22 protein-coding genes are annotated in these 25,782 nt (G+C 61.5%); 13 read left to right on the forward strand and 9 right to left on the reverse strand.

Annotation, left to right across the window (positions count from 1 at the left end):
• The first annotated feature begins 4 nt into the window (after window positions 1-4).
• The 10 genes from ftsW to JOE32_RS21875 all read left to right on the forward strand — a co-directional run bounded on the left by ftsW (window position 5) and on the right by JOE32_RS21875 (window position 11,328).
• Window positions 5-1,216: a putative lipid II flippase FtsW gene (gene ftsW, locus JOE32_RS21830; protein ID WP_209990683.1), complete on the forward strand. Its 1,212-nt coding sequence runs from the start codon at window positions 5-7 to the stop codon at window positions 1,214-1,216.
• Window positions 1,206-2,276 carry an undecaprenyldiphospho-muramoylpentapeptide beta-N-acetylglucosaminyltransferase gene (gene murG, locus JOE32_RS21835; protein ID WP_209988756.1) on the forward strand — a complete coding sequence of 357 codons (1,071 nt, stop codon included), beginning with the start codon at window positions 1,206-1,208 and terminating at the stop codon, window positions 2,274-2,276. Before ftsW ends, murG begins: the two co-directional genes overlap by 11 nt.
• Window positions 2,277-2,289: 13 nt before the next feature.
• A complete protein-coding gene (gene murC, locus JOE32_RS21840; protein WP_209990680.1) occupies window positions 2,290-3,714 on the forward strand; it encodes a UDP-N-acetylmuramate--L-alanine ligase in 1,425 nt (474 codons plus the stop codon).
• Complete coding sequence (locus JOE32_RS21845) at window positions 3,711-4,667, forward strand: D-alanine--D-alanine ligase (RefSeq protein WP_209988757.1); 957 nt, start codon at window positions 3,711-3,713, stop codon at window positions 4,665-4,667. Before murC ends, JOE32_RS21845 begins: the two co-directional genes overlap by 4 nt.
• Before the next feature lie 3 nt (window positions 4,668-4,670).
• Window positions 4,671-5,540 carry a cell division protein FtsQ/DivIB gene (locus JOE32_RS21850; RefSeq protein ID WP_004371981.1) on the forward strand — a complete coding sequence of 290 codons (870 nt, stop codon included), beginning with the start codon at window positions 4,671-4,673 and terminating at the stop codon, window positions 5,538-5,540.
• Window positions 5,541-5,555: 15 nt separating this feature from the next.
• The gene (gene ftsA / locus JOE32_RS21855) at window positions 5,556-6,818 is read left to right on the forward strand and encodes a cell division protein FtsA (RefSeq protein ID WP_057006830.1); all 1,263 of its coding nucleotides are present in this window, start codon (window positions 5,556-5,558) and stop codon (window positions 6,816-6,818) included.
• A gap of 132 nt (window positions 6,819-6,950) precedes the next feature.
• Window positions 6,951-8,147, forward strand: coding sequence for a cell division protein FtsZ (ftsZ, locus tag JOE32_RS21860; RefSeq protein ID WP_057006829.1), 1,197 nt, complete (start codon window positions 6,951-6,953; stop codon window positions 8,145-8,147).
• A gap of 112 nt (window positions 8,148-8,259) precedes the next feature.
• Window positions 8,260-9,171, forward strand: coding sequence for a UDP-3-O-acyl-N-acetylglucosamine deacetylase (gene lpxC, locus JOE32_RS21865; protein WP_003171886.1), 912 nt, complete (start codon window positions 8,260-8,262; stop codon window positions 9,169-9,171).
• A gap of 259 nt (window positions 9,172-9,430) precedes the next feature.
• A complete protein-coding gene (locus JOE32_RS21870; protein ID WP_245229093.1) occupies window positions 9,431-10,165 on the forward strand; it encodes a hypothetical protein in 735 nt (244 codons plus the stop codon).
• A 152-nt stretch (window positions 10,166-10,317) separates the two neighbouring features.
• On the forward strand, window positions 10,318-11,328 hold the full coding sequence (locus JOE32_RS21875) for a hypothetical protein (protein WP_231422987.1): 1,011 nt from the start codon (window positions 10,318-10,320) through the stop codon (window positions 11,326-11,328).
• Between the two features lie 43 nt (window positions 11,329-11,371).
• Here JOE32_RS21875 and JOE32_RS21880 read toward each other — a convergent pair whose 3' ends face one another.
• The 6 genes from JOE32_RS21880 to JOE32_RS21905 form a co-directional block, all read right to left on the reverse strand.
• Window positions 11,372-12,868, reverse strand: a complete 1,497-nt coding sequence (locus JOE32_RS21880) for a sensor domain-containing diguanylate cyclase (RefSeq protein WP_209988758.1) — start codon at window positions 12,866-12,868, stop codon at window positions 11,372-11,374.
• 87 nt (window positions 12,869-12,955) lie between these two features.
• Entirely contained in the window at window positions 12,956-14,272 is a 1,317-nt protein-coding gene (locus JOE32_RS21885; RefSeq protein ID WP_209988759.1) for an OprD family porin, read from the reverse strand.
• Window positions 14,273-14,378: 106 nt separating this feature from the next.
• On the reverse strand, window positions 14,379-15,743 hold the full coding sequence (locus tag JOE32_RS21890; protein ID WP_209988763.1) for a heavy metal sensor histidine kinase: 1,365 nt from the start codon (window positions 15,741-15,743) through the stop codon (window positions 14,379-14,381).
• Complete coding sequence (locus JOE32_RS21895) at window positions 15,733-16,410, reverse strand: heavy metal response regulator transcription factor (protein ID WP_004371973.1); 678 nt, start codon at window positions 16,408-16,410, stop codon at window positions 15,733-15,735. The genes JOE32_RS21890 and JOE32_RS21895 overlap by 11 nt, the downstream gene beginning before the upstream one ends.
• 9 nt (window positions 16,411-16,419) lie before the next feature.
• The gene (locus tag JOE32_RS21900) at window positions 16,420-19,506 is read right to left on the reverse strand and encodes a multidrug efflux RND transporter permease subunit (protein ID WP_209988765.1); all 3,087 of its coding nucleotides are present in this window, start codon (window positions 19,504-19,506) and stop codon (window positions 16,420-16,422) included.
• Entirely contained in the window at window positions 19,503-20,669 is a 1,167-nt protein-coding gene (locus JOE32_RS21905; protein ID WP_209988767.1) for an efflux RND transporter periplasmic adaptor subunit, read from the reverse strand. Before JOE32_RS21905 ends, JOE32_RS21900 begins: the two co-directional genes overlap by 4 nt.
• Window positions 20,670-20,881: 212 nt before the next feature.
• On the opposite strand from JOE32_RS21905, the gene JOE32_RS21910 reads away from it, so the two are divergent.
• From JOE32_RS21910 to JOE32_RS21920, 3 genes are all read left to right on the forward strand, one after another.
• Window positions 20,882-21,115 carry a hypothetical protein gene (locus JOE32_RS21910; protein ID WP_209988770.1) on the forward strand — a complete coding sequence of 78 codons (234 nt, stop codon included), beginning with the start codon at window positions 20,882-20,884 and terminating at the stop codon, window positions 21,113-21,115.
• A 133-nt stretch (window positions 21,116-21,248) separates the two neighbouring features.
• Window positions 21,249-22,076: a transporter substrate-binding domain-containing protein gene (locus JOE32_RS21915; RefSeq protein ID WP_209988772.1), complete on the forward strand. Its 828-nt coding sequence runs from the start codon at window positions 21,249-21,251 to the stop codon at window positions 22,074-22,076.
• A gap of 201 nt (window positions 22,077-22,277) precedes the next feature.
• On the forward strand, window positions 22,278-23,435 hold the full coding sequence (locus tag JOE32_RS21920) for a transporter substrate-binding domain-containing protein (protein WP_209988775.1): 1,158 nt from the start codon (window positions 22,278-22,280) through the stop codon (window positions 23,433-23,435).
• Window positions 23,436-23,444: 9 nt separating this feature from the next.
• On the opposite strand, the gene JOE32_RS21925 is transcribed toward JOE32_RS21920, so the two are convergent.
• The 3 genes from JOE32_RS21925 to JOE32_RS21935 form a co-directional block, all read right to left on the reverse strand.
• Window positions 23,445-24,188 carry a YkgJ family cysteine cluster protein gene (locus tag JOE32_RS21925; RefSeq protein WP_209988778.1) on the reverse strand — a complete coding sequence of 248 codons (744 nt, stop codon included), beginning with the start codon at window positions 24,186-24,188 and terminating at the stop codon, window positions 23,445-23,447.
• A gap of 108 nt (window positions 24,189-24,296) precedes the next feature.
• Window positions 24,297-24,779, reverse strand: a complete 483-nt coding sequence (locus JOE32_RS21930) for a GNAT family N-acetyltransferase (RefSeq protein WP_209988781.1) — start codon at window positions 24,777-24,779, stop codon at window positions 24,297-24,299.
• A 3-nt stretch (window positions 24,780-24,782) separates the two neighbouring features.
• Window positions 24,783-25,685 carry a chemotaxis protein gene (locus JOE32_RS21935; RefSeq protein WP_209988784.1) on the reverse strand — a complete coding sequence of 301 codons (903 nt, stop codon included), beginning with the start codon at window positions 25,683-25,685 and terminating at the stop codon, window positions 24,783-24,785.
• Window positions 25,686-25,782 lie beyond the last annotated feature (97 nt).

The raw sequence follows: 25,782 nt of genomic DNA on the forward strand, positions 1-25,782 counted from the left end.
CAACCTGAAAAACATCATCAAGCCGTACCCGTCGCCGATCATCACCGGGCGCGGCATCGACCTCGATTTCCCGATGCTCGCCGGCTGCCTCGCGCTGCTGGGCCTGGGCCTGGTGATGATCACCTCGGCGTCGTCCGAAGTGGCCGCCGTGCAGTCGGGCAACACGCTGTACATGATGATCCGTCACCTGGTGTACCTGGTGATCGGCCTCGGCGCGTGCATCGTCACCATGATGATCCCCATCGCCACCTGGCAACGCCTGGGCTGGCTGATGCTGATCGGCGCGTTTGGCCTGCTGATCATGGTGATCCTGCCCGGCATCGGGCGCGAGGTGAACGGTTCGATGCGCTGGATCGGCTTCGGCGCGTTCAACGTGCAACCGTCGGAAATCGCCAAGGTGTTCGTGGTGATCTACCTCGCCGGCTACCTGGTGCGTCGCCAGAAAGAGGTGCGCGAAAGCTGGATGGGCTTCTTCAAGCCGTTCATCGTGCTGCTGCCGATGGCCGGCCTGTTGCTGATGGAACCCGACTTCGGCGCCACCGTGGTGATGATGGGCGCGGCGGCGGCGATGCTGTTTCTTGGCGGCGTCGGTCTGTTCCGCTTCACCTTGATGGTGGTGCTGGCGGTGGCTGCGGTTACCGTGCTGGTGCAGGCGCAACCCTACCGGATGGCCCGTCTGATTACCTTTACCGATCCCTGGTCCGATCAGTTCGGTTCCGGCTACCAGTTGACCCAGGCGCTGATTGCCTTCGGTCGCGGCGAGTGGCTGGGCGTGGGCCTGGGCAACAGTGTGCAGAAACAGTTCTACCTGCCGGAAGCCCACACCGACTTCGTGTTCTCGGTACTCGCCGAAGAGCTCGGCGTGGTCGGTTCGCTGTGCACCGTCGCGCTGTTCGTGTTCGTCTGCGTTCGCGGCATGTACATCGGCTTGTGGGCCGAGAAGGCCAAACAGTATTTCGCCGCTTATGTGGCGTACGGCCTGTCGTTCCTGTGGATCGGCCAGTTCCTGATCAACATCGGCGTGAACGTCGGCCTGCTGCCGACCAAGGGCCTGACCTTGCCGTTCCTCAGTTACGGCGGCAGTTCGTTGGTGATTTGCTGCGCGTGCCTGGGCCTGTTGCTGCGCATCGAGTGGGAGAGTCGAACCCACCTGGGCAGCGAAGAGATGGAGTTCAGCGAAAGCGACTTCGCCGAGGAGCCGACCCATGGGCGCTAATGTGCTGATCATGGCGGGCGGCACCGGGGGCCACGTGTTCCCGGCCCTGGCGTGTGCGCGTGAGTTCCAGAGCCGTGGCTACAGCGTGCACTGGCTCGGCACACCGCGTGGCATCGAAAACGAACTGGTGCCCAATGCCGGCTTGCCGTTGCACCTGATCAATGTCACCGGCCTGCGCGGCAAGGGCAAATTGTCCCTGCTCAAAGCGCCGTTCGTCTTGCTCAAGGCGGTGTGGCAGGCACGCAAGGTCATCCGTCAATTGCAGCCGGTGTGCGTGCTCGGTTTTGGCGGTTATGTGACCGGCCCCGGCGGCGTGGCGGCAAAACTCGCCGGCGTGCCGGTGATCGTGCACGAACAAAATGCCGTCGCCGGCACCGCCAATCGCCTGCTGGTGCCGCTGGCGGCGCGTGTGTGCGAGGCCTTCCCGAAGACCTTTGGTGCCTCGGACAAGTTACGCACCACCGGCAACCCGGTGCGCACCGAACTGTTCATGGGCATTGCCCGTCAGGCACTCGCAGGGCGCAAGCCGCATCTGTTGATCCTTGGCGGCAGCCTGGGCGCTGAACCGCTGAACAAATTGCTGCCTGAAGCGCTGGCGCAACTGCCCGTGGACCTGCGTCCCGAAGTGTTTCATCAGGCCGGCAAACATCACGATGAAGTCACCGCCCAGCGTTATCGCGAAGCGGGTGTGGAGGCTGATGTGCAGCCCTTCATCAAAGACATGGCCCATGCCTATGGCTGGGCCGACCTGGTGGTCTGCCGCGCTGGTGCGCTGACCGTCAGTGAACTGGCCGCCGCCGGTCTGCCGTCGTTGCTGGTGCCTTTGCCCCATGCCATCGACGATCACCAGACCCGCAACGCCGAATATTTGGCCGGGGAGGGCGCTGCCTTCCTGCTGCCGCAAAGAACGACTGGCGCCGCCGATTTGGCCGCACGCCTGACCGAGGTTTTGATGCAACCGGAACGACTCAACAGCATGGCGAGCACCGCAAGCCGCCTGGCCAAACCTGACGCAACCCGCACCGTGGTCGATATCTGCCTGGAGGTGGCCCGTGGTTGAGAATCAGAAAGCCATGCCGCAACCCGAAATGCGCCGCATCCGTCGTATCCACTTCGTCGGCATCGGCGGTGTGGGCATGTGTGGTATTGCCGAAGTGTTGCTGAACCTGGGCTACCAGGTGTCCGGCTCGGACTTGAAAGAGTCGCCGGTGACTGATCGCCTGAAAACCTTCGGCGCGCAGATCTTCATCGGCCACCGTGCCGAGAACGCTGCCGAGGCTGACGTACTGGTGGTGTCCAGCGCCGTGAACACGTCCAACCCGGAAGTGGCCACTGCCCTTGAGCGCCGCATCCCGGTGGTGCCGCGTGCCGAGATGCTTGCCGAGTTGATGCGCTATCGTCACGGCATCGCCGTGGCCGGCACCCATGGCAAGACCACCACCACCAGCCTGATCGCCTCGGTGTTCGCTGCCGGTGGCCTGGACCCGACCTTCGTTATCGGTGGCCGCCTGAATGCAGCCGGCACCAATGCCCAGCTCGGCACCAGCCGCTACCTGATCGCCGAAGCCGATGAAAGCGATGCGAGCTTCCTGCACTTGCAACCGATGGTCGCCGTGGTCACCAATATCGACGAAGACCACATGGCCACCTACGACGGTGACTTCAACAAGTTGAAGAAAACCTTCGTCGAGTTCCTGCACAACCTGCCGTTCTACGGGCTAGCGGTGCTGTGCCTGGATGATCCGGTGGTGCGTGAAATCCTGCCGCAGGTGAAACGTCCGACCGTGACCTATGGCTTTAGTGAAGATGCCGACGTGCGTGCGATCAACGTGCGCCAGGAAGGCATGCAGACCTACTTCACCGTACTGCGTCCCGACCGCGAGCCGTTGGATGTCTCGGTCAACATGCCGGGCAACCACAACGTGCTCAACTCCCTGGCAACCATCTGCATCGCCTCCGATGAGGGCGTCAGCGATGAAGCCATCGTCGAAGGCCTGTCGCGCTTTGCCGGCGTGGGCCGCCGCTTCCAGGTCTACGGCCAACTGCCGGTGGAAGGCGGCGACGTGATGCTGGTGGATGACTACGGTCACCACCCCACCGAAGTGGCAGCCGTGATCAAGGCCGTGCGCGGTGGCTGGCCGGAGCGCCGCCTGGTGATGGTCTACCAGCCGCATCGCTACAGCCGCACCCGCGACCTGTATGACGATTTCGTCAATGTATTGGCCGACGCCAACGTGCTGCTGTTGATGGAAGTCTACCCGGCCGGTGAAGAGCCGATCCCGGGTGCCGACAGCCGCAAACTGTGCAACAGCATCCGCCAGCGTGGGCAGTTGGACCCGATCTACATCGAGCGTGGCGTGGACCTGGCGCCGATCGTCAAGCCGCTGCTGCGTGCCGGCGACATTCTGCTGTGCCAGGGTGCCGGTGACATCGGTGGCCTTGCCCCGAAATTGCTCGCGAGCCCGCTGTTTGCGTCCGCCAAGGGGGCGTCGAAATGATCACCGACTACGCCTCCCTGTTCTCCACCATCACGCCTGCCGACTTCGGCCGCGTGGCTGTGTTGTTCGGCGGCAGGAGCGCCGAGCGTGAAGTGTCGCTCAAGTCCGGCAACGCGGTACTCCAGGCGCTGCAGAGCGCCGGTGTGAATGCGTTCGGCATCGACGTCGGCGATGATTTTCTCGCGCGTCTGCAGGCCGAAAAGATCGACCGTGCCTTCATCATCCTGCACGGCCGTGGCGGTGAAGACGGCAGCATGCAGGGCCTGCTGGAGTGCGCCGGCATCCCTTACACCGGCAGCGGGATCCTCGCGTCGGCACTGGCGATGGACAAGCTGCGTACCAAGCAGGTGTGGCACAGCCTGGGCATTCCGACGCCGCGTCACCGAGTGCTGCGCAGCGAAGACGATTGTATTTCTGCAGCCAAGGAACTGGGCCTGCCTTTGATCGTCAAACCAGCCCATGAAGGCTCCAGTATCGGCATGGCCAAAGTGAACTCGGCCGCCGAATTGATCGACGCATGGAAAGCGGCCAGTACCTACGATTCGCAAGTGATGGTTGAACAGTGGATCCAGGGTCCCGAGTACACCATCGCCACCCTGCGTGGCCAGGTATTGCCGCCCATCGCATTGGGCACGCCCCACACCTTTTACGACTACGACGCCAAGTATGTGGCTTCCGATACCCAGTACCGGATCCCGTGCGGCCTTGACGCAGACAAAGAACAGCAATTGATGGACCTCACGGCCAAAGCCTGTGAGGCGCTGGGTATCGCCGGTTGGGCGCGGGCAGACGTGATGCAGGATGACCAGGGCAACTTCTGGTTCCTGGAAGTCAACACGGCGCCGGGCATGACCGACCACAGCCTGGTCCCCATGGCAGCCCGTGCCGCCGGTCTGGATTTCCAGCAGTTGGTGCTGGCGATCCTTGCCGAAAGTATTGAGCCAAGAGGCTAAGACATGAAAGGCGCATCGCTTCGTCATCAGCCCTCCCAAGCACCGAGCCGCAAGCCTGTGCCACGGGGTGCCAGCCGCATGGTGGCTAAAGAGCCGATGTCGGCGCGCCTGCCGAAAGCCAATTTTGGCTTCCTCAAGGCGCTGTTCTGGCCGGTGCTGCTGGTGGTGCTTGGCTTTGGCACTTATGAAGGTGCACAGCGGCTGCTGCCGTATGCCGACCGGCCGATCACCAAAATCAGCGTGCAGGGTGACTTGAGCTACATCAGCCAGCAGGCGGTACAGCAGCGCATCGGCCCGTACCTGGCGGCGAGCTTCTTTACCATCGACCTGGCCGGGATGCGCTCGGAGCTGGAGCAGATGCCGTGGATCGCCCACGCCGAGGTGCGCCGCGTCTGGCCGGACCAGGTGACGATCCGCCTGGAAGAACAATTGCCGGTGGCGCGTTGGGGCAACGAGGCGCTGCTGAACAACCAGGGCCAGGCGTTTACCCCGCGTGAGCTGGCCAACTATGAGCATCTGCCGCAGCTGTTCGGGCCGCAGCGGGCGCAACAGCAAGTGATGCAGCAGTACCAGGCCTTGAGCCAGATGCTGCGGCCGCTGGGCTTCTCCATTGCACGCCTGGAACTGCGTGAGCGGGGCAGCTGGTTTTTGACCACCGGGGCAGGCAGTTCCGGCCCGGGTATCGAGTTGTTGCTGGGACGCGACCGCTTGGTGGAGAAGATGCGCCGTTTCATTGCCATCTACGACAAGACCTTGAAAGAACAGATTACGAACATTGCGAGCGTCGACCTGCGTTACGCCAACGGCCTTGCCGTCGGCTGGCGTGAACCGGCTGCGCCGACGACAGACAAACCCGCTGTCGCGAAGAATTAAGAAGAGGCAGGACCCATGGCAAACGTGCAAAGCGGCAAAATGATCGTCGGTCTCGATATCGGCACCTCCAAGGTGGTGGCGCTGGTCGGTGAGGTCGGTGAAGACGGCGTGATCGAGATCGTCGGTATTGGCACGCATCCGTCCCGGGGCCTGAAGAAGGGCGTGGTGGTGAACATCGAGTCCACCGTGCAGTCGATCCAGCGCGCCATCGAAGAAGCGCAGCTGATGGCCGGTTGCCGAATTCACTCGGCGTTCGTCGGCGTGGCCGGCAACCATATCCGCAGCCTGAACTCCCACGGCATCGTGGCGATCCGCGACCGTGAGGTCAGCGCCGCCGACCTTGAGCGCGTACTCGACGCTGCCCAGGCCGTGGCGATCCCGGCGGACCAGCGTGTGCTGCACACCCTGCCGCAGGACTACGTGATCGATAACCAGGAAGGCGTGCGTGAGCCCCTGGGCATGTCGGGCGTGCGTCTGGAAGCCAAGGTCCACGTGGTGACCTGCGCCGTCAACGCCGCACAGAACATTGAAAAATGTGTGCGTCGCTGCGGCCTGGAAATCGACGACATCATTCTGGAGCAACTGGCTTCGGCGTATTCGGTACTCACCGACGACGAGAAAGAACTGGGCGTGTGCCTCGTCGATATCGGCGGCGGCACCACTGACATTGCAATCTTCACCGAGGGTGCGATCCGTCACACCGCCGTGATCCCGATTGCGGGCGATCAGGTCACCAACGACATCGCGATGGCGTTGCGTACACCGACCCAGTACGCCGAAGAAATCAAGATTCGCTACGCCTGCGCTCTGGCCAAACTGGCCGGCGCCGGCGAGACCATCAAGGTGCCGAGCGTGGGCGACCGTCCACCGCGTGAGCTGTCGCGCCAGGCCCTGGCCGAAGTGGTCGAGCCGCGCTACGACGAGCTGTTCACCCTGATTCAGGCTGAACTGCGCCGCAGCGGCTACGAAGATCTGATCCCGGCCGGCATCGTGCTGACCGGTGGCACCTCGAAGATGGAAGGCGCGGTCGAACTGGCCGAGGAAATCTTCCACATGCCGGTGCGCCTGGGCGTGCCCCATGGCGTCAAAGGCCTCGGCGATGTTGTGCGCAACCCGATTTATTCCACCGGTGTGGGCTTGCTGTTGTACGGGCTGCAAAAGCAGACCGACGGCATCTCCATGTCGGGCCCGAGTATCCGCGACAGCTACCGCAGCGACGACGAAGCGAAAGCACCGTTGTTCGAGCGCTTGCAGGCTTGGGTCAAAGGAAACTTCTGACGAAGTTAGCTTCAAGCGACAAGTTTTAAGCTTCAAGTAACACGCTTCAAGCTTGCAAGCTCATGGCTTGCAACTTGTAGCTGATGTAAAGCAGTAGGCGAAAAAACTAGAGAAAATGAAAGGAGAGGGAACATGTTCGAACTCGTAGACAACATCCCCGCTAGCCCGGTTATCAAAGTAATCGGTGTCGGCGGTGGCGGCGGTAACGCTGTCAACCATATGGTCAAGAGCAACATTGAAGGCGTTGAATTCATCTGCGCCAACACTGATGCCCAGGCGCTGAAAAGCATCGGCGCGCGGACCATCCTGCAATTGGGCACAGCCGTGACCAAGGGCCTCGGCGCTGGCGCCAATCCGGAAGTCGGCCGTCAGGCCGCCCTGGAAGACCGCGAGCGTATTGCCGAAGTGCTGCAAGGCACCAACATGGTGTTCATCACCACCGGCATGGGCGGCGGTACCGGTACCGGTGCTGCGCCGATCATTGCCGAAGTGGCCAAGGAAATGGGCATTCTGACCGTTGCCGTGGTAACGCGTCCGTTCCCGTTCGAAGGCCGCAAGCGCATGCAGATCGCCGACGAAGGTATCCGTCTGCTGTCTGAAAGCGTCGACTCGTTGATCACCATCCCCAACGAGAAGCTGCTGACCATCCTGGGCAAGGACGCAAGCCTGCTGTCCGCGTTCGCCAAGGCTGACGATGTACTGGCCGGTGCCGTGCGCGGTATTTCCGACATCATCAAGCGTCCAGGCATGATCAACGTCGACTTTGCCGACGTACGTACCGTCATGAGCGAAATGGGCATGGCGATGATGGGCACTGGCTGCGCCAGCGGTCCGAACCGTGCGCGTGAAGCCACCGAAGCGGCCATCCGCAACCCGCTGCTCGAAGACGTGAACCTGCAAGGTGCACGCGGCATCCTGGTGAATATCACTGCCGGCCCTGACCTGTCCCTGGGTGAGTACTCCGACGTGGGTAGCATCATCGAAGCCTTCGCGTCCGAGCACGCCATGGTCAAGGTCGGTACCGTTATCGATCCGGACATGCGCGACGAGCTGCACGTAACCGTGGTTGCCACCGGCCTGGGTGCGAAAATCGAGAAGCCTGTGAAGGTCATCGACAACACCCTGCACAGCAGCCAGGCGAGCCAGTCGGCTGCCGCTCCAGCGCCTGCGCGCCAGGAACTGCCGTCGGTGAATTACCGTGACCTGGACCGTCCGACCGTGATGCGCAACCAGGCTCAGGCCGGTGCTGCTGCGTCCCGTAGCCCGAATCCGCAAGATGATCTGGATTACCTGGACATCCCGGCATTCCTGCGTCGTCAGGCCGATTAATGGAATGTATCAGGGCTATGAAGGTGATTGGTGTTCAGCAAAGGTCTGGTCTGCTATTATCGCCAGCCTTTGTTGATACCAGTTCGCAATTTGCGCTGAAGCGGTCCAAGCCATGATTAAACAACGCACTCTGAAGAATATTATTCGTGCCACAGGTGTAGGTCTGCACTCCGGGGAAAAGGTCTACCTGACCCTCAAGCCTGCACCTGTCGACACCGGCATCGTGTTTGTGCGTGCCGACCTGGACCCTGTCGTGCAGATACCTGCGCGCGCGGAAAACGTTGGCGAAACAACCATGTCGACCACGTTGGTCAACGGTGACGTCAAGGTGGACACGGTGGAGCACTTGCTCTCGGCCATGGCCGGTCTGGGCATCGATAACGCCTACGTCGAGCTCTCCGCGTCCGAAGTCCCGATCATGGATGGCAGCGCTGGACCCTTCGTATTCCTGATTCAATCTGCCGGCCTGGAAGAACAGGACGCAGCCAAGAAGTTCATTCGCATTCTGCGGGAAGTGACAGTAGAAGACGGCGACAAGCGCGCCACCTTCGTCCCGTTCGAAGGCTTTAAAGTGAGCTTTGAGATCGATTTCGATCACCCGGTATTCCGTGACCGCACACAAAGTGCAAGCGTGGATTTTTCCAGCACTTCGTTCGTAAAAGAAGTCAGCCGCGCCCGTACCTTTGGTTTCATGAGTGACATCGAGTACCTGCGCAAGCACAACCTCGCACTCGGCGGCAGCGTTGAAAATGCCATTGTGGTCGACGCGGACGGTGTACTGAACGAAGACGGCCTTCGCTACGAAGACGAATTCGTGAAGCACAAGATCCTCGATGCAATCGGTGACCTCTACCTGCTGGGCAATAGCCTGATAGGCGAGTTCAAAGGCTTCAAGTCGGGCCACGCCCTTAATAACCAGCTGCTGCGCAAGTTGATTGAGCAGACAGACGCCTGGGAAGTCGTGACCTTCGAAGATGCCAGCACCGCACCGATCTCTTACATGCGTCCCGTTGCGGCGGTGTAAGTAACAACTCTCTTTCTTTAGTTTTTAAAGGCTGCCTTCGGGTGGCCTTTTTTTTGCTGAAAATTCGGCGCAGATGATATTTTTTTGAAAGCAGTCATTTTTTTTGTGGGAACTGATACAGCTATACGTACCACAAGTTAAATATCAGATCGTCGAATAATCCAATATGCAAGTAGGGATGAGCTATTAATGGAGTGTGAATGTTGGATAAAGGTCGATATGGAAAATAAACTATTAGTAACAACTAAAGAGGTTGTTTATGAATGGCGTGTCTGCAGCTCAAATTTGTCGTCCCGCTAATATTCGGTCACGCATTGAGGGCGATATAGGAAAACAGCAAATAAATTCCGACGCCATCCAGGCACCGCGCGCTTTGACTGCCGCCTATACCGCGAATGTTTTCGGTGGCCAGGCCTCGTTTCAGCCAATCCCCACGCTTGTTTTTCGCCCTAAGACTTATCTCACGCTCAATGCGACAGCCAACCTGATTCCTGGTCTTGTCAGCGCGGGCGCCAGCAAGACCATTCGATTCGATCCGTTGATCAGGATCAGCCCGACAGACACTGGCGGCGTCACTGTGGGCTTCGCTCCACGGCTGGAAGTGGAATTAAGCGGAGCCGTCCGTGCAGGCCTGACGAATATCTTTAATACTGGACTGGGCGTGAATGGGGGGCTGGGTGGCGCACAGAAGTTTACGTTTGGTGCTCCGCAATTCAGGGCCAATCTCGAACCGACGGGCGTATTCAAAGCCAAGGCCGATTTACATCCCACGTTTGGCAGTGAGCAAACATTAAGCGTGAATGCTGGCGCGAACTTTGGTGCGGGCGCTGTCAGTGTCGGTGCGGATCAGCGTTTTTCACACAGTCTTGCCCAGCAGTTAAAAGTCGGTGGACCGGGCGTTCAGTTTCAGTTGAGTTCCACCGGCCAGCCAAGAATATCCAGCAATTTCGACAGAACGGTATCGATCTCGGGTGCAAGCACGTCTTCCTCGTGACATTTGTTGAAACTACCTACGCAGTATTTGTAGGAACTGTTACTTCGCTGTGTCCCACATAGTTTGCGTAGACCCGTCGAATTACGACATTCGAATAGATAATCGTCAATTCATCAGGGGCTGCACACACCAATAAAGCGAGTGTATTAGCCATGAACCAGATTTCTGCAAATTCTCCGTATCGTTCGCCTACCCCACAGCCACAAAACAATAGTGAGGTGAATAAACAACAACACCCTTCGCGGGCCTTCACTGCCCCTTATACCGCCAATGTGTTTGGAGGCGAGGCCAAGTTTCAACCCATTCCCACCGTCACTTTTGTGCCCGCTACGTCTGCCACCATTGCGGCCAGAATCACTCCGTTGCCTGGCGGCCCGAGCGTGGGTGCAAGCGCGACGGCGAAGTTTCTACCCGAAATCGTCTTGCGTCCAAACGATGCGGGCGGCCTCAATGTCAGCGTAACGCCCAAGATGCAGCTCGAACTGAACGCCGATTTAACGGCTGGCATTCCCAATATCCTGGGGACGGGGATTGGCGTGAGGGGCGGCGGCAGTGCTTCCAAGTGGTTTACGTTCAATGCTCCGCAGGCCAGCTTCAATCTGAATCCGGACCTTTCATTTAACGTAAGCGCCAATCTCAATCCCGCACTGACAACTACCCAGCGTATTGGGCTTAATGGTGGGGTGCAGGGCCGTGTTTCAGCCTCGGGATTTGGCGCTGGCGCTGGGGTGGATCAGGCTTTTACGCATCAGACGCAGCAAGAGTTCAAGCTCGGCGGTCCAGGCGTCAAGTTCGAAATGACACCTGCTGGAAGGCCGACGATAACGCAGAACTTTGATAAAACGGTGTCCATCTCCAACAGTTACAGCTTCCTGCCGCGAACGTCCGTCAACGCGAACGCCCAGGCCGGTCCTATTACGGTCAATGCGGGGGCCAGGGTCTCACCGGGTGTTACGGTCAAGTACAAAGTGACGTTCAGCACTGACCTTGCGAGCAAGACGCCCCCCAAAACTGAAGTGTCCGTGTCACCCGGAGTGCGGGTGGACGGGGACCTTAGCGTCGGCGTGTCGTTGTTACCCCGCGATTGGCCGGTCAGTCTCAGCGCTTCCGTTGCAGCTCAACCCTATGTCAGGTTCTCTGCCGACGCCAGCTATACGGTTTAAACGCCGGCACTCAGAAAACGCCTGTGCCAAAGGCAGGCGTTTTTCAACCCAGGGCTGCAGCATCCACAATCCGGTTGCGGCCCGTGTGCTTGGCTTCATACAACGCCTGATCCGCACTGAGCAGCAACGCCTCCAGGGAGGTTCGACTGCGCTTGTTCCAGGTGCTCATGCCGATGCTCACGGTGATGGGGCGGCCATCTTCGGCCACCCTGGGCAAATGCTCCACGCCGCTGCGGATATGCTCGGCAATCACCCAGGCGCCCTTGGCGTCGGTATGCGGCAGCACCACTGCAAACTCTTCCCCGCCATAGCGCGCCGCCAGATCGGCCGGGCGACGAATGTTGCTGCCGATCACCTGGGCCACGTTGCGCAGTGCCTCGTCGCCGCCGTTATGGCCATGCCGGTCATTGAAGGCCTTGAAGTGGTCCACATCGATCATCAGCAGCGTAAGCGACTCGGTTGAGCGCTGGGCGCGGTCCCATTCCAGGCGCAGACGCTCATCGAGAATGCGACGGTTGGGCAGACCGGTCAGCGCATCGGTGGCGGCCAGTTCCGACAGCACGCGTTCGGCGCGATGCCGACGTCGCAGTTCGCGGCGCAGCATCCAGCTCAGCCACAGCACGCCAATGCACAATATGCCGGTGGCCCCGCCGGTCAGCAGCGCCGCGCGGTGCCATTGGGCGAAGACATCCTCGCTGGACAGCGCCACCACCACGATCAGTGGCAGCGCGCCGACACTGGTGAAGGTGTACAGGCGCTCCTTGCCGCTGATGGCGGAAATCGCCTGGAAACTGCCCATGCCCTCACGCAGTATTCGCTTGAAGTTGGGACGGTCGCTCAGGTCCTTGTCGATCATGTCGCGCTCCATCAGCGGCTGTTGGGCCAACAGGACGCCTTTGCTGCTCAACAGGTTGATGCTGCTGCCGTTGCCGATGGTCAGGCTGCTGAACAACTGGTCGAAGTAGGCCAGGCGCATGGTCGCCACCGCGACGCCGGCGAACTCACCGTTGGGCCCCGACACACGCCGGCTGAATGCCATGCGCCAGACCTGGTCGCAGTTGCAGTGAATCCTGAAAGGGCGGCTGATGAACAAGCCGGTCTTTGCGTCGCTGGCGTGCGCCTGGAAATAATCACGTTTGGCAAAATTACGCGGCGTGGGCTTGAGGGTCGAGGAGTCCGCGATCACGTCGCCCTTGGCGTCCAGTAACAGCACTTCGCCCTTGTAAGGCGCGGCAGTAGACAGATCAAACTGCAGCCGATGGCGAATGTCCGCGGCTACCCCGGACAAGTCTTCGCGCTGCCTGGCCTCGATCAATCCGGTGAGGGCCAGGTCGTACAGCTCGACGTTGCGCAGCACATCGGCGTTGATCAACTGGGCAATGTTGGTGGTCGAGCGCGTGGCCGCCAGCAGCGTGCTGGCATGCTCACGGATCAACAGCCCCGTGACGATGATCATAATCAGCGCGACGGTAAGACCGCTGCCCAACATCAGCAACAGTTCCGGGCGAGCAGGCGGGGTGCGACCAGAGCGTTTATTCATCGGGCAGACTTCAGCAGCGCAGATGCTGGCAGTTTAGTTCTACCCGATAAAAAGTGAATGCTCTGCTAAAAAGAAAGATTTGGCGCGTCAGAACACTTCGAATGGATAGTCGAGAATCATGCGGTACTCATCCACGTCCCGGTCCACCGCCGAGTAGCCGTTGCTACCCCGGTGGGTAGCCCATTGCAGACGCACGGCGAGGTCCTTGGCCTTGCCGCTCTGCACCACATACTTCAAATCGATATCCCGTTCCCAGTGCCTGGCATCCTTGCCGTCGGCGCTGTACCACGCGCTGTAGCCACGGCTCTGCGGGTCGACGCTGGTCAGGTCGGTCTGGCCGCTGATGTAGGACACGGCCGAGGTCAGGCCGGGCAGGCCCAGGCCACCGAAGTTATAGGCGTACTTGAGTTTCCACGAGCGTTCGTTGGGGCCGTTGAAGTCCGAGTACTGCTGGGAGTTGTCGAGGAACACGCTGTCGCCCTGGGCAATGTAGTCGAACGGGGTGTTGCCGTTGACCCGCTGGTACGCGGCAGTGACGCTGTGATGGCCGGCGGCGACGGTGAAGTGCAGGCTGTAGGTGTTGTTGTCGATAGCCCCCAGCAGCGACTGTCCGGTGTCCTGAGTGTGGTAGTAGTGCAGGCCGGGATTGAGACTGATCATCTCGTTCACCACATAGGTGTAGTCCAGGTCGTAGTAGTACTGCTGCCATACGTCCTTGAGTTCGGAGGCGTAGAGGTTGCTGGTTACGCTGGGAATGGCGCTGAACGATACGCCCGCCCAGTTCAGGTGCTGGCTGTCGGTGTTCAGCGGCAGCGCGCCGTAACTGGTGCCGATGCGTCGGTGGCCGCTCTGGTTGTAGGGCTTGGTGAAACTGGCCTGGCCGCCTTCGAGCAGCCAGCCGTCGATGCTGTGGTTGGTCAGGCTGACGCCACGGAAGGTCTGGGGCAGCATACGGGTCATGCCGCCGGCGATCACCGGGTTGTTGAGGAACAGGTCGCCGGCCTTGAGCTCCGTATCGAACGCGCGCATTTTCAGGGTGCCGCCAGCGGTCGAGAACGCGCCGGGCGCCTTGCCGTTGCCGCCGCCGTAGGGAAGGATGCTGGAACCGTCGGTGCCACCACCGCCGTCCAGCTTGAGGCCGAGCATGGCATGGGCGTCGAGGCCAAAACCCACGGGGCCCTGGGTATAACCTGATTCGAACGTGCCGAGAAAGCCCTGGCCCCACTCCTTGCTGTCGTCGGTATGAATGTCGCGACGGTCGCGGTTCATGTAGTAGTTGCGGGCATTGAGCGTGAGGCTGGAGCCTTCGACGAAGCCGTCGGCGGGAGTGGTATCGGCTGCGTGGGCAAGGGGGCTGATCGTTGCTGCAATGGCGAGGAATAACGGGGTGAGCGAGGTCTGCACCGGTGGGCTCCTGAATGGATGGCAAAAAAAAACCGCTGAAGAGCAGCGGCTTTTGGAAGCGAGGAGTGTAACAAGATAATGACTGTTGCCCAAACCGCAACAGTGCTTAGAGGGGCAGGGTGATGCCGAAGGTATTCGCACCACTTTCGCTGCGCACGAACACATCGCCGCCGTGCATCAACGCAATCGCCTTGACGATGGCCAGCCCCAGCCCGTGATTGGCCCCGCTGTTGCTGCGCGACGCGTCCACCCGATAGAAACGCTCGAACAGCCGTGGCAGATGCTCGTCGGCAATCGCCTCGCCGGGGTTGGTCACGCCAATCACCACGTGATCCTGTTGCACATCGATATTGACCTCAATGACCTGTCCCGGCGTGGTGTGTTGCACCGCATTACTCAGCAGGTTGATCAGTGCACGGCGCAGGTGGGCTTTTTCAATCTGCACCTGGGCGTCGCCCTGTACCCGCACCTGCACCTGGGCGTCTTCGAGGATGAAGTCCAGGTAGTCGAGCGTGGTCGCAACTTCATTGGCCAGGGAGCTTTCGATCAGTTTGGTGGCCTTGCTGCCCTGGTCGGCGCTGGCCAGGAACAGCATGTCGTTGATGATCGAACGCAGACGCTCGAGCTCTTCCAGGTTCGATTGCAGCACCTCGAAGTAATGCTCGGCCGAGCGGCCGCGTGTAAGGGCCACCTGGGTCTGGCCGATCAGGTTGGTCAGCGGTGAGCGCAGCTCGTGGGCCACGTCGGCATTGAACGATTCCAGGCGTGAATAGGCCTGTTCGACGCGGTCGAGGGTGGCGTTGAACGAGTTGACGAACTGACTCAGCTCCGGCGGCAGCGGCGACAGTTGCAGGCGTCCGGAAAGTTTGGGCGGCGCCAGCTTGCGCGCTTCGCCCGAGAGCCTTTCCAGCGGCTTGAGGCCGATACGCGCCACCCAGAAACCCAGCAGCGAGGCCAGCACCACGCCGGCCAGCGCCAGGCTGACCAATGCCACCAGCAGGTGGTGCTGGGTGGCGCGAAAGTTCTCGGTGTCGATGGCAATCATGAAACGCAGCGGCGGGCGCTGGTCCCGGGCGGCGAACTGGCTCACCAGCACTTTGAACGGGTAGGCATGGCCCGGCAGGCGCAAATCGCGCTTGCCGACGGGGCCTGCGGCGAATGCGCGAATCTGCGCGTCCGGTTCGCCGTACTCGTAGTTGGGGTCACTGCTGACCACCCAAAAGCGGATGCGCTTGTCTTCTTCACCGAGCAGCTTGAGCTTGGCGCGGATCTTCACCCAGTGCTCCGGCGTGCCGAAGCGATTGACCGAGGACTCCAGCACGCTGTAACGCGCGTCCAGCTCCGCCCCTGGCAACAGGCCCAGGCCGCGATCCACCTGCTGATACAGCACGCCGCCAATCAACAGAAAAATCAGCGCCGCCACCAGGGTGAACAGGCCGCTCAGACGCACGGCAATCGAGTTAACCGACACTGCGGTTCTCCAGCACATAGCCCATGCCACGAATGGTGTGCAGCAGTTTGTGCTCGAACGGCCCGTCGAGCTTGGCGCGCAGGCGCTTGATCGCCACTTCGACCACGTTGGCGTCGCTGTCGAAATTGATGTCCCAGACCATTTCGGCAATCGCCGTCTTGGAGAGGATTTCACCCTGGCGCCGGGCCAGCACGCTGAGCAGCGAAAACTCTTTGGCGGTAAGGTCCAGGCGCACGCCGTTGCGGCTGGCCTTGCGGCTGATCAGGTCGATCCACAGGTCGGCGACCGTCACCTGCACCGGCTCGTGGCCGCCGCTGCGCCGGGTCAGCGCCTGCAGGCGCGCCACCAGTTCGAGGAAGGAAAACGGCTTGCCCAGGTAATCGTCGGCGCCTTCACGCAGGCCGCGAATGCGGTCTTCCACACGTTCGCGGGCAGTCAGCATGATTACCGGTGTCTGCTTGCGCGCGCGCAACGCCCGCAGCACGCCGAAGCCGTCGAGGCCGGGCAGCATCACGTCGAGCACGATCACCGCGTAATCGTTCTCCAGCGCCAGGTGCAAACCCTCGACGCCCTCGCGCGCCACGTCCACCGTGTAGCCTTGCTCGGTGAGGCCGCGGTGCAGGTAGTCCGCGGTTTTTTCTTCATCTTCGATAATCAGGACGCGCATGACACCGCCTCAGCGTGTGGTCGCCAGCTCGGCAGCTGGTTTGGGCCGGTGGAAAAACTTCTCGAGGTACAAGTATATGACCGGCGTGGTGAACAGCGTCAGTGCCTGGCTCACCAGCAACCCGCCGACCACCGCGATGCCCAGTGGCTGGCGCAACTCGGCACCGGGGCCGGCACCCAGCATCAACGGCACGGCGCCGAGCAGGGCGGCGAGCGTAGTCATGATGATCGGCCGGAACCGCGTGACACAGGCCTCGTAAATCGCTTCGTGGGGCGGCAGGCCACGCACGCGTTGTGCCTCCAGGGCGAAATCGATCATCAGGATGCCGTTTTTCTTGACGATACCGATCAGCAGCACCAGGCCGATCAGCGCCATGATCGAAAAATCCTGGCCCATCAACGTCAGCATGATCAGCGCCCCCAGCCCGGCTGATGGCAAGGTGGAAATAATCGTCAGTGGGTGCACGAAGCTTTCGTACAGCACCCCCAGGATGATGTACACCGCCACCAGCGCCGCGAGGATCAGCCAGGGCTGGCTGGCCAGCGAACTCTGGAACGCCTGGGCCGCGCCCTGGAAGTTGCCGATGATCGTGGTCGGCATACCGATTTCATTCTTGGCCTGCTCAAGCATGATCACCGCGTCGCCCAGGGCCACGCCGGGCGCGAGGTTGAACGACAGGTTGGCGGCCGGGAACATGCCGTCATGGCTGATCGACAACGGCCCGACCGTGGGCGCGTCGACCTTGGCCAGCGCCGACAGCGGCACCATTTCATTGGTCAGTGGCGAGCGCAGGTAAAAGTAGTGGAGGCTTTCGGCCTTGCCGCGTTGCCGAGTGTCCAGCTCCAGCACCACCTGGTACTGGTTGGTCTCGGTCTGGAACTCGTTGATCTGGCGCTGGCCGAACGCGTCGTACAGCGCCTGGTCGACATCGGTGGCGGTGAGGCCGAAGCGCGCGGCGGCCTGGCGGTCGATGCTGATGTGGGTGATGCTGCCGCCCAGTTGCAGGTCGTTGGACAGGTCGCGAAACGCCGGATTGCCACGCAGTTTTTCGGTGAGCCGCTGGGTCCAGGTGTTCAGCGTCGCACCGTCGTTGCTCTTGAGCACGTACTGGTACTGGGCGCGACTGGGGCCGGAGCTGAGGTTGATGTCCTGCCCCGCGCGCAGGTACAGGACGATGCCCGGCACCTTCGCCAGTTTCGCGCGGATACGGTCGATGAACTGGCTGGCGGACACATCGCGCTCGCCGCGGTCCTTCAAGGCGATCCAGAAGCGGCCGTTGGCGATGGTCTGGTTGCTGCCGGTAACGCCCACCGAATGGGAAAACGCCAGCACCGCCGGGTCGTCCTTGACGATCTCGGCCAGGGCCTTGTGCTTGGCGACCATGTCCGGGTACGACACGTCGGCCGCTGCTTCGCTGGTGCCGAGCACAAAGCCGGTGTCCTGCACCGGGAAAAAGCCTTTGGGGATAAACACGTAGCCGATCACGGCCAGCGCCAGCGTCACCAGAAAGAGTGCCGCCATGCTGCGCTGATGGGCCAGTGCGCGGCGCAGGTTGCGCGCGTAACCGGCCAGCAGGCGTTCGCTGAAGCCCGGTTTGTCGTGGGCCGGGTGCGTGGGCGCGCGCATGAACAGCGCGGCGAGGGTGGGCGCCAGCGTCAGCGAGACCACCACCGAAATCAGGATGGTCGAGGTCGCCGTCAGCGCGAACTCCTTGAACAGCCGCCCGACCACACCGCCCATGAACAACAGCGGAATAAACGCCGCCACCAGCGAAAAACTGATGGACACCACGGTAAAGCCGATCTCGCCGGCGCCCTTGATCGCCGCTTCACGCTGGCCCAGTCCGGCCTCGAGGTGACGGTGGATGTTCTCCACCACCACGATTGCATCGTCCACCACAAAGCCCACGGCGATCACGATCGCCACCAGCGTCAGGTTGTTCAGGCTGAAACCCATCAGGTACATCAAGGCGAAACTGGCGATCAGCGACACCCCCAGCACGCTGGACACAATCAGTGTGGCCGACAGCTGGCGCAGGAACAGCGCCATCACCGCCACCACCAGCAGGATGGCGATCAGCAGCGTTACTTCCACTTCATGCAGCGAGGCGCGAATGGTCCGGGTGCGGTCGGTCAACACGCTGACCTGCACCGACGCCGGCAACATCGCCTCCAGGCGCGGCAACTCGGCCTGGATGCGGTCCACGGTCTCGACGATGTTGGCGCCGGGCTGGCGCGAGATCACCAGGTTGACGCCGGGCGTATCGCCGGACCAGGCCTGCACGTAGGCGTTTTCCGAACCGTTGACAACGTTGGCGATGTCGCGCAGTTGAACCGGTGCACCGTTTCGGTAGGACACAATTAGTTGGGCGTAGTCCTCGGGTTGAAACAGCTGGTCGTTGGTCGACAGGGTCGACACGCTGTCCTTGCCGTAGATCGCGCCCTTGGCCAGGTTGAGGCTGGACTGCTGGATGGCCAGGCGCACGTCGGCCAGGGTCAGGCCGATGGCAGCGAGTTTGTCCGGCGAGGCCTGCACACGAATCGCCGGGCGTTGCTGGCCGGTGATATTGATCTGGCCGACCCCGTCGATCTGGCTGATCTGACGCGCCAGCAGGGTTTCCACGTAGTCGCTCAGCTCGGTGCCGGGCATGCTGCTGGAGCTGACGCTGAGGATCAGCACCGGGCTGTCGGCCGGGTTGACCTTCTTCCAGGTCGGCAGGTTGGGCATGTCACGGGGCAACTTGCCGGCCGCAGTATTGATTGCCGCCTGCACTTCCTGCGCGGCGGTGTCGATGCTCTTGCTGAGGGTGAACTGCAGGGTCAGCAGGCTTGAGCCCAGTGCGCTGCTGGAGGTCATCTGGGTCATGCCGGGGATGGCGCTGAACTGCACCTCCAGTGGCGTTGCCACCGATGAGGCCATGGTGTCGGGGCTGGCGCCGGGCAGTTGCGCGGTGACCTGGATCGTCGGAAATTCCGCCTCCGGCAGTGGGGCGATGGCCAGGCGCGGGAAGGCAATGATCCCGAGCAGCACCAGGGCGAAAGTCAGCAGCAGGGTGGCGACCGGGTGGTCGACGCACCAGGCCGAGGGCGACTTCATGGCTGCACCTTGGCATCGACGGTCTGGATCACCTGCGGCGGCTCCTTGAGGACGTCCACCTGGGCGCCGGCCTTGAGCCGCGATTGCCCGTCGCTCACCAGCACGTCGCCGGCCTGCACGCCCTTGATGATGTTGAGGTCGCTGTTCTGATAGGTCACTTGCACGGGCACCGCTTCAACCTTGCCCGCGTTGACCCGGTACACAAAGTGCGTGTCCAGCCCGCGTTGCACCACGGTAGGCGGCACCACCAGGGCATTTTTGTCGAGGGCGGTCTGGATCTTGATGGTCACCAGTTGACCCGGCCACAGGCGTTGCGTGGCGTTATTGAACTCGGCCTTGGCGCGCAGGGTGCCGGTGGTGGAGCTGATCTGGTTGTCGATCAGGCTCAAGTGGCCGGCGCCGAGCAGGTCACCGGTCTGGCCGTCGGTGTCGGCGCCCAGATACGCGTCGACGCTGGCTTTGTCGGGGGCAGCGATCAGGGCCTGCAGGGTCGGCAGCATCTGTTGCGGCAGGGAGAACTCGACGGCAATCGGGTCGATCTGGGTGACCGAGAACAATCCCTGAGTGTCGCTTGTGCGCAGCAAGTTTCCTTCGTCGACGGTACGAATCCCCACGCGACCGCTGACCGGCGAACGAATTTGCGTGTAGGAAAGCTGCACCTGCGCCGCATCAATCGCCGCCTGGTTGCCTTGCGCAGTGGCCCTGAGCTGGTTGACCAGGGCCTGTTGCTGGTCATAGGTCTGCTTCGACACGCCGTTATCGACGCTCAGTTCCTTGTAACGCTTGAGGTTGATCAACGCCACTTGCAACTGAGCCTGGTTCTCGCCCAATTGCGCCCTGGCCTGGGCGAGGCTGGCGCGGATCGAGCGGTCGTCGAGGGTGGCCAGCAGGTCGCCGGCCTTGACCCGTTGGCCTTCCTTGACCAGCAATTGGGTAAGAATGCCGTCCACCTGGGGCCGAATGACCACGCTGTGCAACGACAGCACCGTGCCGATGCCGCTGACAAAGCGCGGAACGTCCTGCTGCGCCACGGTCACTACCCTTACGGGTATGGCGCTGGGCGCTGCCAGCCGGGTTTTGGCCGGGCGGGTCAGGGCCCAGGCGGTCACGGCCAGCACCGCGAGGAGGCCGACGATAAGAGCGGTTTTGCGTTGATTGGGCATCAGGTAGGCGCGCCGGGGCAAGGAGGGAGACGTGAGCGTTCTTTATAGCCGGGCAATCGGGTCAGCACGGTGACTGCTAACTGACAGCGCTGTCAGTAAACACCGACCATTCGTACGGACGTGCTTAAACATCTGAACCGCGCAGGTATACTGCGCGCCAACGTGGCCCGCAAGCCGGCCTCGCATCATTTTTTGCACGCCCGGAGCGCCCCATGACTTCCCCGACACAACCCCCTGTTGAAGCGACTAATCTCGTCGATCCGGCCAGCGCTGACGGCGTTGAAAAAACCGGGATTGCGCCGTTCAAATTCCCGTTCAAACCGGGTGAACTGGCCGGCGCCAAGCAGACTGCCCAGCCCTGGTACAAGAACGGTGCCAAAAACGGTCACACCAAGTCGCCGGGCATGGCGCCACCGGGTACGCGTCGGTCAATGGGTAAACGTTGAGAATATTCGGCTGAGCACTTTATCGGCCTTTGCCTACAAAGCTGGCTGATATTTCCGCTTGTAGGTCCACGTCCGTTTCTTGAAAGCTTGCACGGCATTTGCCCATGGCCCCACCTGAAAGGGGCCGTTACCCATGCCGATCTCTCTGGAAAAGGACGTTCCCGTGGCCCAGATACGCACCTGCGTAGTGTTTGCCTTAGCGCTATCGACGGGTATTTTTCCCTTCGCCCTGGCGGATGATTCGCCGCGAAACGAAATCCGTTTTGCCGTCGTCGCACAATTTCCGCCCTTCCAAAGCCGTAATCGGCAGGACCAGTTGGTAGGGCTGCATATCGAACTGGGCAGTGCCTTGTGCCAGCAGCTCAATGTGCGGTGCACCTGGGTCGACCAGGTGTTGTCAGAAAATTTCTCGGGCCTTGAGGCCAGGCAATTCGACGCGATCATGGGCATCGCCCCGACACCGCAGCGTCGCCGACAGGTGAGCTTCACCGACGACCTCTATCCGTTCACCACGCGCCTGGTTGCGCGCAAAAACTCCGGCCTGACGCCCTCCGCGCGCGCGCTCAAGGGCAAGTGCGTGGGCGTCTTGCTGGGCAGCAATCGCGAGGCCTTCGCCTTGGCCGAGTGGGCCCCCAAGGGGGTCAGGGTCAAGAGTTACTGGCTCAACGATCAACTGATTCGCGCGCTGGTGGCGGGGGATATCGACGCTACATTGCAAGGCACCGTGGAAATTCGCGAGGTGCTGCTCGACACCGCTGTTGGCCAGGATTTCGGCTTTCTCGGCCCGGTTGTCTCGTCGAGCCTCCTTGGCAACAGCGTAGCGATCGCGGTGCGCAAGTCCGATAGCGCGTTGCGGCGCGATCTCAACGGCGCGCTTGAGCAGTTGATGCACAACGGCGAGTACCAGCGGATCGTCCAGCCTTACCGCCTTGATGCGCTCGCTCCCCAGGGTGATGGCTGAGTGATCTGTGACGATGGACCCATGCCTTTCGGGGTCTCTGGGAAATTCCCTACGCGGTAAACGGACACGTCGCGCTTGGACATTGTCGGGGGCCTGCTAAAAAGTGTCTGCTGGAAAGTGATCTTCTGGAAAGTTGAGTGCGTTCGGGCCTGAGTGGTTGAGCCGCGACGCCTCCCACCCTCTTTGCGCAGGACAGTTTGTATGACTAGACGAATACTGGCGCTTAGCCTGGCATTGTTTGCCGGGAGCGGATGTGCGGTTCCCCCGCCGCCTGCAGCTTCGTGGAGCGAAATACGTTTTGGCGTCGAAGCCGATGTGAAACCGTTCGAGTACCGGGATGAGCGAGGCGAGCTCAAGGGCCTGGATATCGAATTGGGCAATGCGCTGTGTGCCGAACTCAACGCACGCTGCGTGTGGGTCGATCAGCCCTATGCCACCAATATTGCGGCGCTGCAGAGCGGGCGCTTCGATGCAATCATGCCGATGACGCCGACCCCGGCGCGGCGCGAAACCCTCGACTTCACCCACCTGCTTTATCCATTGGAAAGCCGCCTGGTAGCGCGTACCGGGGCCAATCTGTTGCCCGATGCGCAATCGCTCAAGGGCAAGCGTGTCGGCGTATTGGCCGCCACCAGCCGGGAAGCCTTCGCCCAGGCACGCTGGGCGCCCCAGGGCGTGGTGGTACGCAGCTTCAACCTCAATGGTGAGTTGATCGCCAGCCTGTTCAAAGGCGAGTTGGACGCGACCTTGCAGAACACCATCGAAATCACCGAAGCCTTGTTGAACACCCCGAAAGGCCATGCGTTTGCCTTCGCGGGCCCCAGCATTGTCGATGAAATGCTCGGCGGCGGTGTTGCGATTGCCACACGCAAGACTGACCCCGCTTTGACGGAAGCCCTCAACCGTGCCCTGCAAAACTTGAAAGACAACGGCAAATACGCGGCGATCACCCAGTCGTACCTGGCGCCGGCGGCCGCCAGGCCACAGCAGGCCACGATGGTTTACGTACCGGCAGGCGCTGGTCTGCCGTTTTCGCAAACCGTGCAACTGGGGCAAACCCTCTACCTCTCCGGGGTGCTGGGGCAGGATGAAAGCGGCAAGCTCGTGCGCGGTGGCATTCGCGCAGAAACGGCCCAGGCCCTTGAGACCCTGCGCAATACCCTCAAGAGCAGAGGCTTGGGAATGGACAGGGTGGCCAAGTGCACGGTGATTCTTGCCGACATCAACGATTTTTCGGCGATGAACAGCGTCTACACCCGCTATTTCCCGTCCGATCGCCTGCCGGCGCGTACCACGTTCGCCGCCGGCAAGCTGTTGGACGATGCCCGCATAGAAATCGAATGCCTGGCCGGGCTGTGAGCTGGCGCGCTAGGACGCGCGCAATGAAATAAAGGCGTAATTGGCCGGCACTTGTGTGGCAATCCGGGCGCCGGAATCGAGCATCTGTTCGGCAATGTCCATTGCCGACACATGAAACACCCACTCGTTGTTCTCTGCCGGCTGTTGCATCGCCAATTCGATCGCCTGGGCAAAGGCGTTCATATCCGGCAGGTACGCGGTAAATCCATCCCCTTTCAGGGCGGTGGTGCAGATGCCCAGCAGCGCGCACACCGCCTCCTTGGTCTGCACGTCATCGCGGTCGGCCTGGCGTGAACGCTTGATCAGCTCGGCCAATTCCCCGTCTACCAGTTCACCGCCAACGATCAGTGCAGGGCCCTGTTCCCAGGATTCCGGCGGGCAGTCCTTGGCACCGGGGTTGAGCGGGATGTGCGGGTTGATCTCCATCGGGTAGATACGGCACACCAATGGACGACGTTCATAGATGCCGCAGCGGTTGTCTTCGTCAAGATTCCGGCAGCGTCCGGCGTTGTAGGCGGCGAAGGTGATCGCCACGAACGCCTCGGCCGTGCCGCTGGGCACCACCACCGAACGGCGCTCGGCATGCTCGCGCTGGTCTGTCGGAAGGCCCAGGCCATTGCCGAGAAAAGCTTCCACCAGGATGATGACATTGCCGCCATCGGCCGCCCACTGGCGGGCCTCGGCGAGGGTGAGGGGCACGTGATGGTCAGTGCAGCACTTGCCGCAACCGACGCAGGAAAAGTGAGTGTTCATGGCGTATCTGTCACCAGGCAAGGTCAGAGGGCGCTCTTGAACGGCGGCGGTTTTTTACCGCTACCCAGCGTTCAGACTCTCTGGAAGCAAGTTATGCGCCAGTGGTTGTCAGGCGTCAGGCACCAGGTCGCGCAGGACGAATCTCATGCCGACGCTTTCATACAGCTGTCGAGCGCGCAGGTTGCTTTCGCGTACCTTGAGGTCGACACAGGGTTCGCCGCGCTGCTTGAACACTGCAAAAGCATGCAGCAACAAGGCCCTGCCGAGCCCCTGGCCCTGGGCGCAAGGGTGTACGGACAGGTTCTTGATAAACGCGCTGGTCCAGCATTGCGCCACGCCGAGGACGGAATTCGCGCGACTGACCACCAGGCACAACGCAGGATCGAACTCGGCATCGGTGAAAAACGACTGGCGCCATTGCGCCAGGCTGGCGACACGACCACCGCCCTGGTCTTCGGTCAGGCGCAACAGCGCATGAATTGCCGGCGCCAGCTCGTCGCGGTAAGGCTCCAGCCGCATAGCCGGCGGCCACTGCGGCGCGGGCAAGTTGCCCATGAGGTCGCGCCGCAGCAACTGGTAATACTCGGTCACCCTTTACAGGCCTTTTTGCGCCACGGTCTGTGCGGCCACCACCAGGCACTTGGTCAGCTCGGGCGAGGAGAACTTGGTCAGCACCGCGTCGGCGCCGGCCAGGCGGGCTTTTTCGCTGTTCATCGCGCTGTCCAGGGAGGTGTGCAGCAGCACGTAGAGGTTCTGGAAGTCCGGCGTTTCACGCAGGGTGCGGGTGAGGGCGTAGCCGTCCATTTCCGACATTTCGATGTCGGACACCACCACATTGATCTGCTCGACGGTGCCTTGCAGCTCCAGCAGCACATCGATGGCTTCCTTGGCGCTGCGCGCGGTGTGGCAGGTCAGGCCGAGGTTGCGCAGGGTGTGCACCGATTGCTGCAGGGCCACCTGGCTGTCGTCCACCACCAGAATGCGGGCGTTGCCGAGTACTTCGGCTTCGTCCATGGTCAAGTCGGTAGGCGCCGCTTCAATCGGTGCCGGCGCGATGCCGTGGATCACCTTCTCGATATCCAGCACCTGCACCAGGCCGCCTTCCACCTGAGTCACCCCGGTGATAAACGCACGGTTACCGCCCGAGCCGTAGGGCGGCGGGCGGATGTCGGTGGTCAGGCAATGCACGATCTTGCTCACTGCCTGCACATGCAGGCCCTGCTTGGAACGGCTCACATCGGTGACGATCAGGCAGCCACCGTCGGGGTCCGCCAGGGGCATTTCACCCAGCGCCCGGCTCAGGTCGATCACTGCCAGCGAGTTACCGCGCAGGGTGGCGATGCCTTTGACGTGCGGGTGCGACTCCGGCAGCTTGGTCAGCGGCGGGCAGGGGATGATTTCGCTGACCTTGAGTAGGTTGATCGCCATCAGCTTGCCGCTGCGCAAGGTAAAGAGCAGAAGCGAGAGTGAGTCTGCGCGGGCTTTGGTGGTGGGCATAAAAACCTTCTGTGGATCAGGGAAGACAGTCTATGAACCTTTATCGACTTGAAAAAGCCAGCCTTTAACCGATTTTTCGTTCATGTGGCGACCCAAT

This window comes from Pseudomonas sp. PvP025 (assembly GCF_017832155.1).
In the GTDB taxonomy this organism is placed as follows: domain Bacteria; phylum Pseudomonadota; class Gammaproteobacteria; order Pseudomonadales; family Pseudomonadaceae; genus Aquipseudomonas.

Excerpts from the sequence above, each read along its gene's own strand:
- JOE32_RS21870 (WP_245229093.1), top strand. The coding sequence starts at position 9,431 with ATGAATGGCGTGTCTGCAGCTCAAATTTGTCGTCCCGCTAATATTCGG.
- JOE32_RS21905 (WP_209988767.1), bottom strand. The coding sequence starts at position 20,669 with ATGCCCAATCAACGCAAAACCGCTCTTATCGTCGGCCTCCTCGCGGTG.
- JOE32_RS21850 (WP_004371981.1), top strand. The coding sequence starts at position 4,671 with ATGAAAGGCGCATCGCTTCGTCATCAGCCCTCCCAAGCACCGAGCCGC.
- JOE32_RS21845 (WP_209988757.1), top strand. The coding sequence starts at position 3,711 with ATGATCACCGACTACGCCTCCCTGTTCTCCACCATCACGCCTGCCGAC.
- murC (WP_209990680.1), top strand. The coding sequence starts at position 2,290 with ATGCCGCAACCCGAAATGCGCCGCATCCGTCGTATCCACTTCGTCGGC.
- JOE32_RS21935 (WP_209988784.1), bottom strand. The coding sequence starts at position 25,685 with ATGCCCACCACCAAAGCCCGCGCAGACTCACTCTCGCTTCTGCTCTTT.
- JOE32_RS21895 (WP_004371973.1), bottom strand. The coding sequence starts at position 16,410 with ATGCGCGTCCTGATTATCGAAGATGAAGAAAAAACCGCGGACTACCTG.
- ftsZ (WP_057006829.1), top strand. The coding sequence starts at position 6,951 with ATGTTCGAACTCGTAGACAACATCCCCGCTAGCCCGGTTATCAAAGTA.
- JOE32_RS21900 (WP_209988765.1), bottom strand. The coding sequence starts at position 19,506 with ATGAAGTCGCCCTCGGCCTGGTGCGTCGACCACCCGGTCGCCACCCTG.
- JOE32_RS21880 (WP_209988758.1), bottom strand. The coding sequence starts at position 12,868 with ATGAATAAACGCTCTGGTCGCACCCCGCCTGCTCGCCCGGAACTGTTG.
- murG (WP_209988756.1), top strand. The coding sequence starts at position 1,206 with ATGGGCGCTAATGTGCTGATCATGGCGGGCGGCACCGGGGGCCACGTG.
- ftsA (WP_057006830.1), top strand. The coding sequence starts at position 5,556 with ATGGCAAACGTGCAAAGCGGCAAAATGATCGTCGGTCTCGATATCGGC.
- JOE32_RS21920 (WP_209988775.1), top strand. The coding sequence starts at position 22,278 with ATGACTAGACGAATACTGGCGCTTAGCCTGGCATTGTTTGCCGGGAGC.
- JOE32_RS21910 (WP_209988770.1), top strand. The coding sequence starts at position 20,882 with ATGACTTCCCCGACACAACCCCCTGTTGAAGCGACTAATCTCGTCGAT.
- JOE32_RS21875 (WP_231422987.1), top strand. The coding sequence starts at position 10,318 with ATGAACCAGATTTCTGCAAATTCTCCGTATCGTTCGCCTACCCCACAG.
- JOE32_RS21915 (WP_209988772.1), top strand. The coding sequence starts at position 21,249 with ATGCCGATCTCTCTGGAAAAGGACGTTCCCGTGGCCCAGATACGCACC.
- lpxC (WP_003171886.1), top strand. The coding sequence starts at position 8,260 with ATGATTAAACAACGCACTCTGAAGAATATTATTCGTGCCACAGGTGTA.
- JOE32_RS21925 (WP_209988778.1), bottom strand. The coding sequence starts at position 24,188 with ATGAACACTCACTTTTCCTGCGTCGGTTGCGGCAAGTGCTGCACTGAC.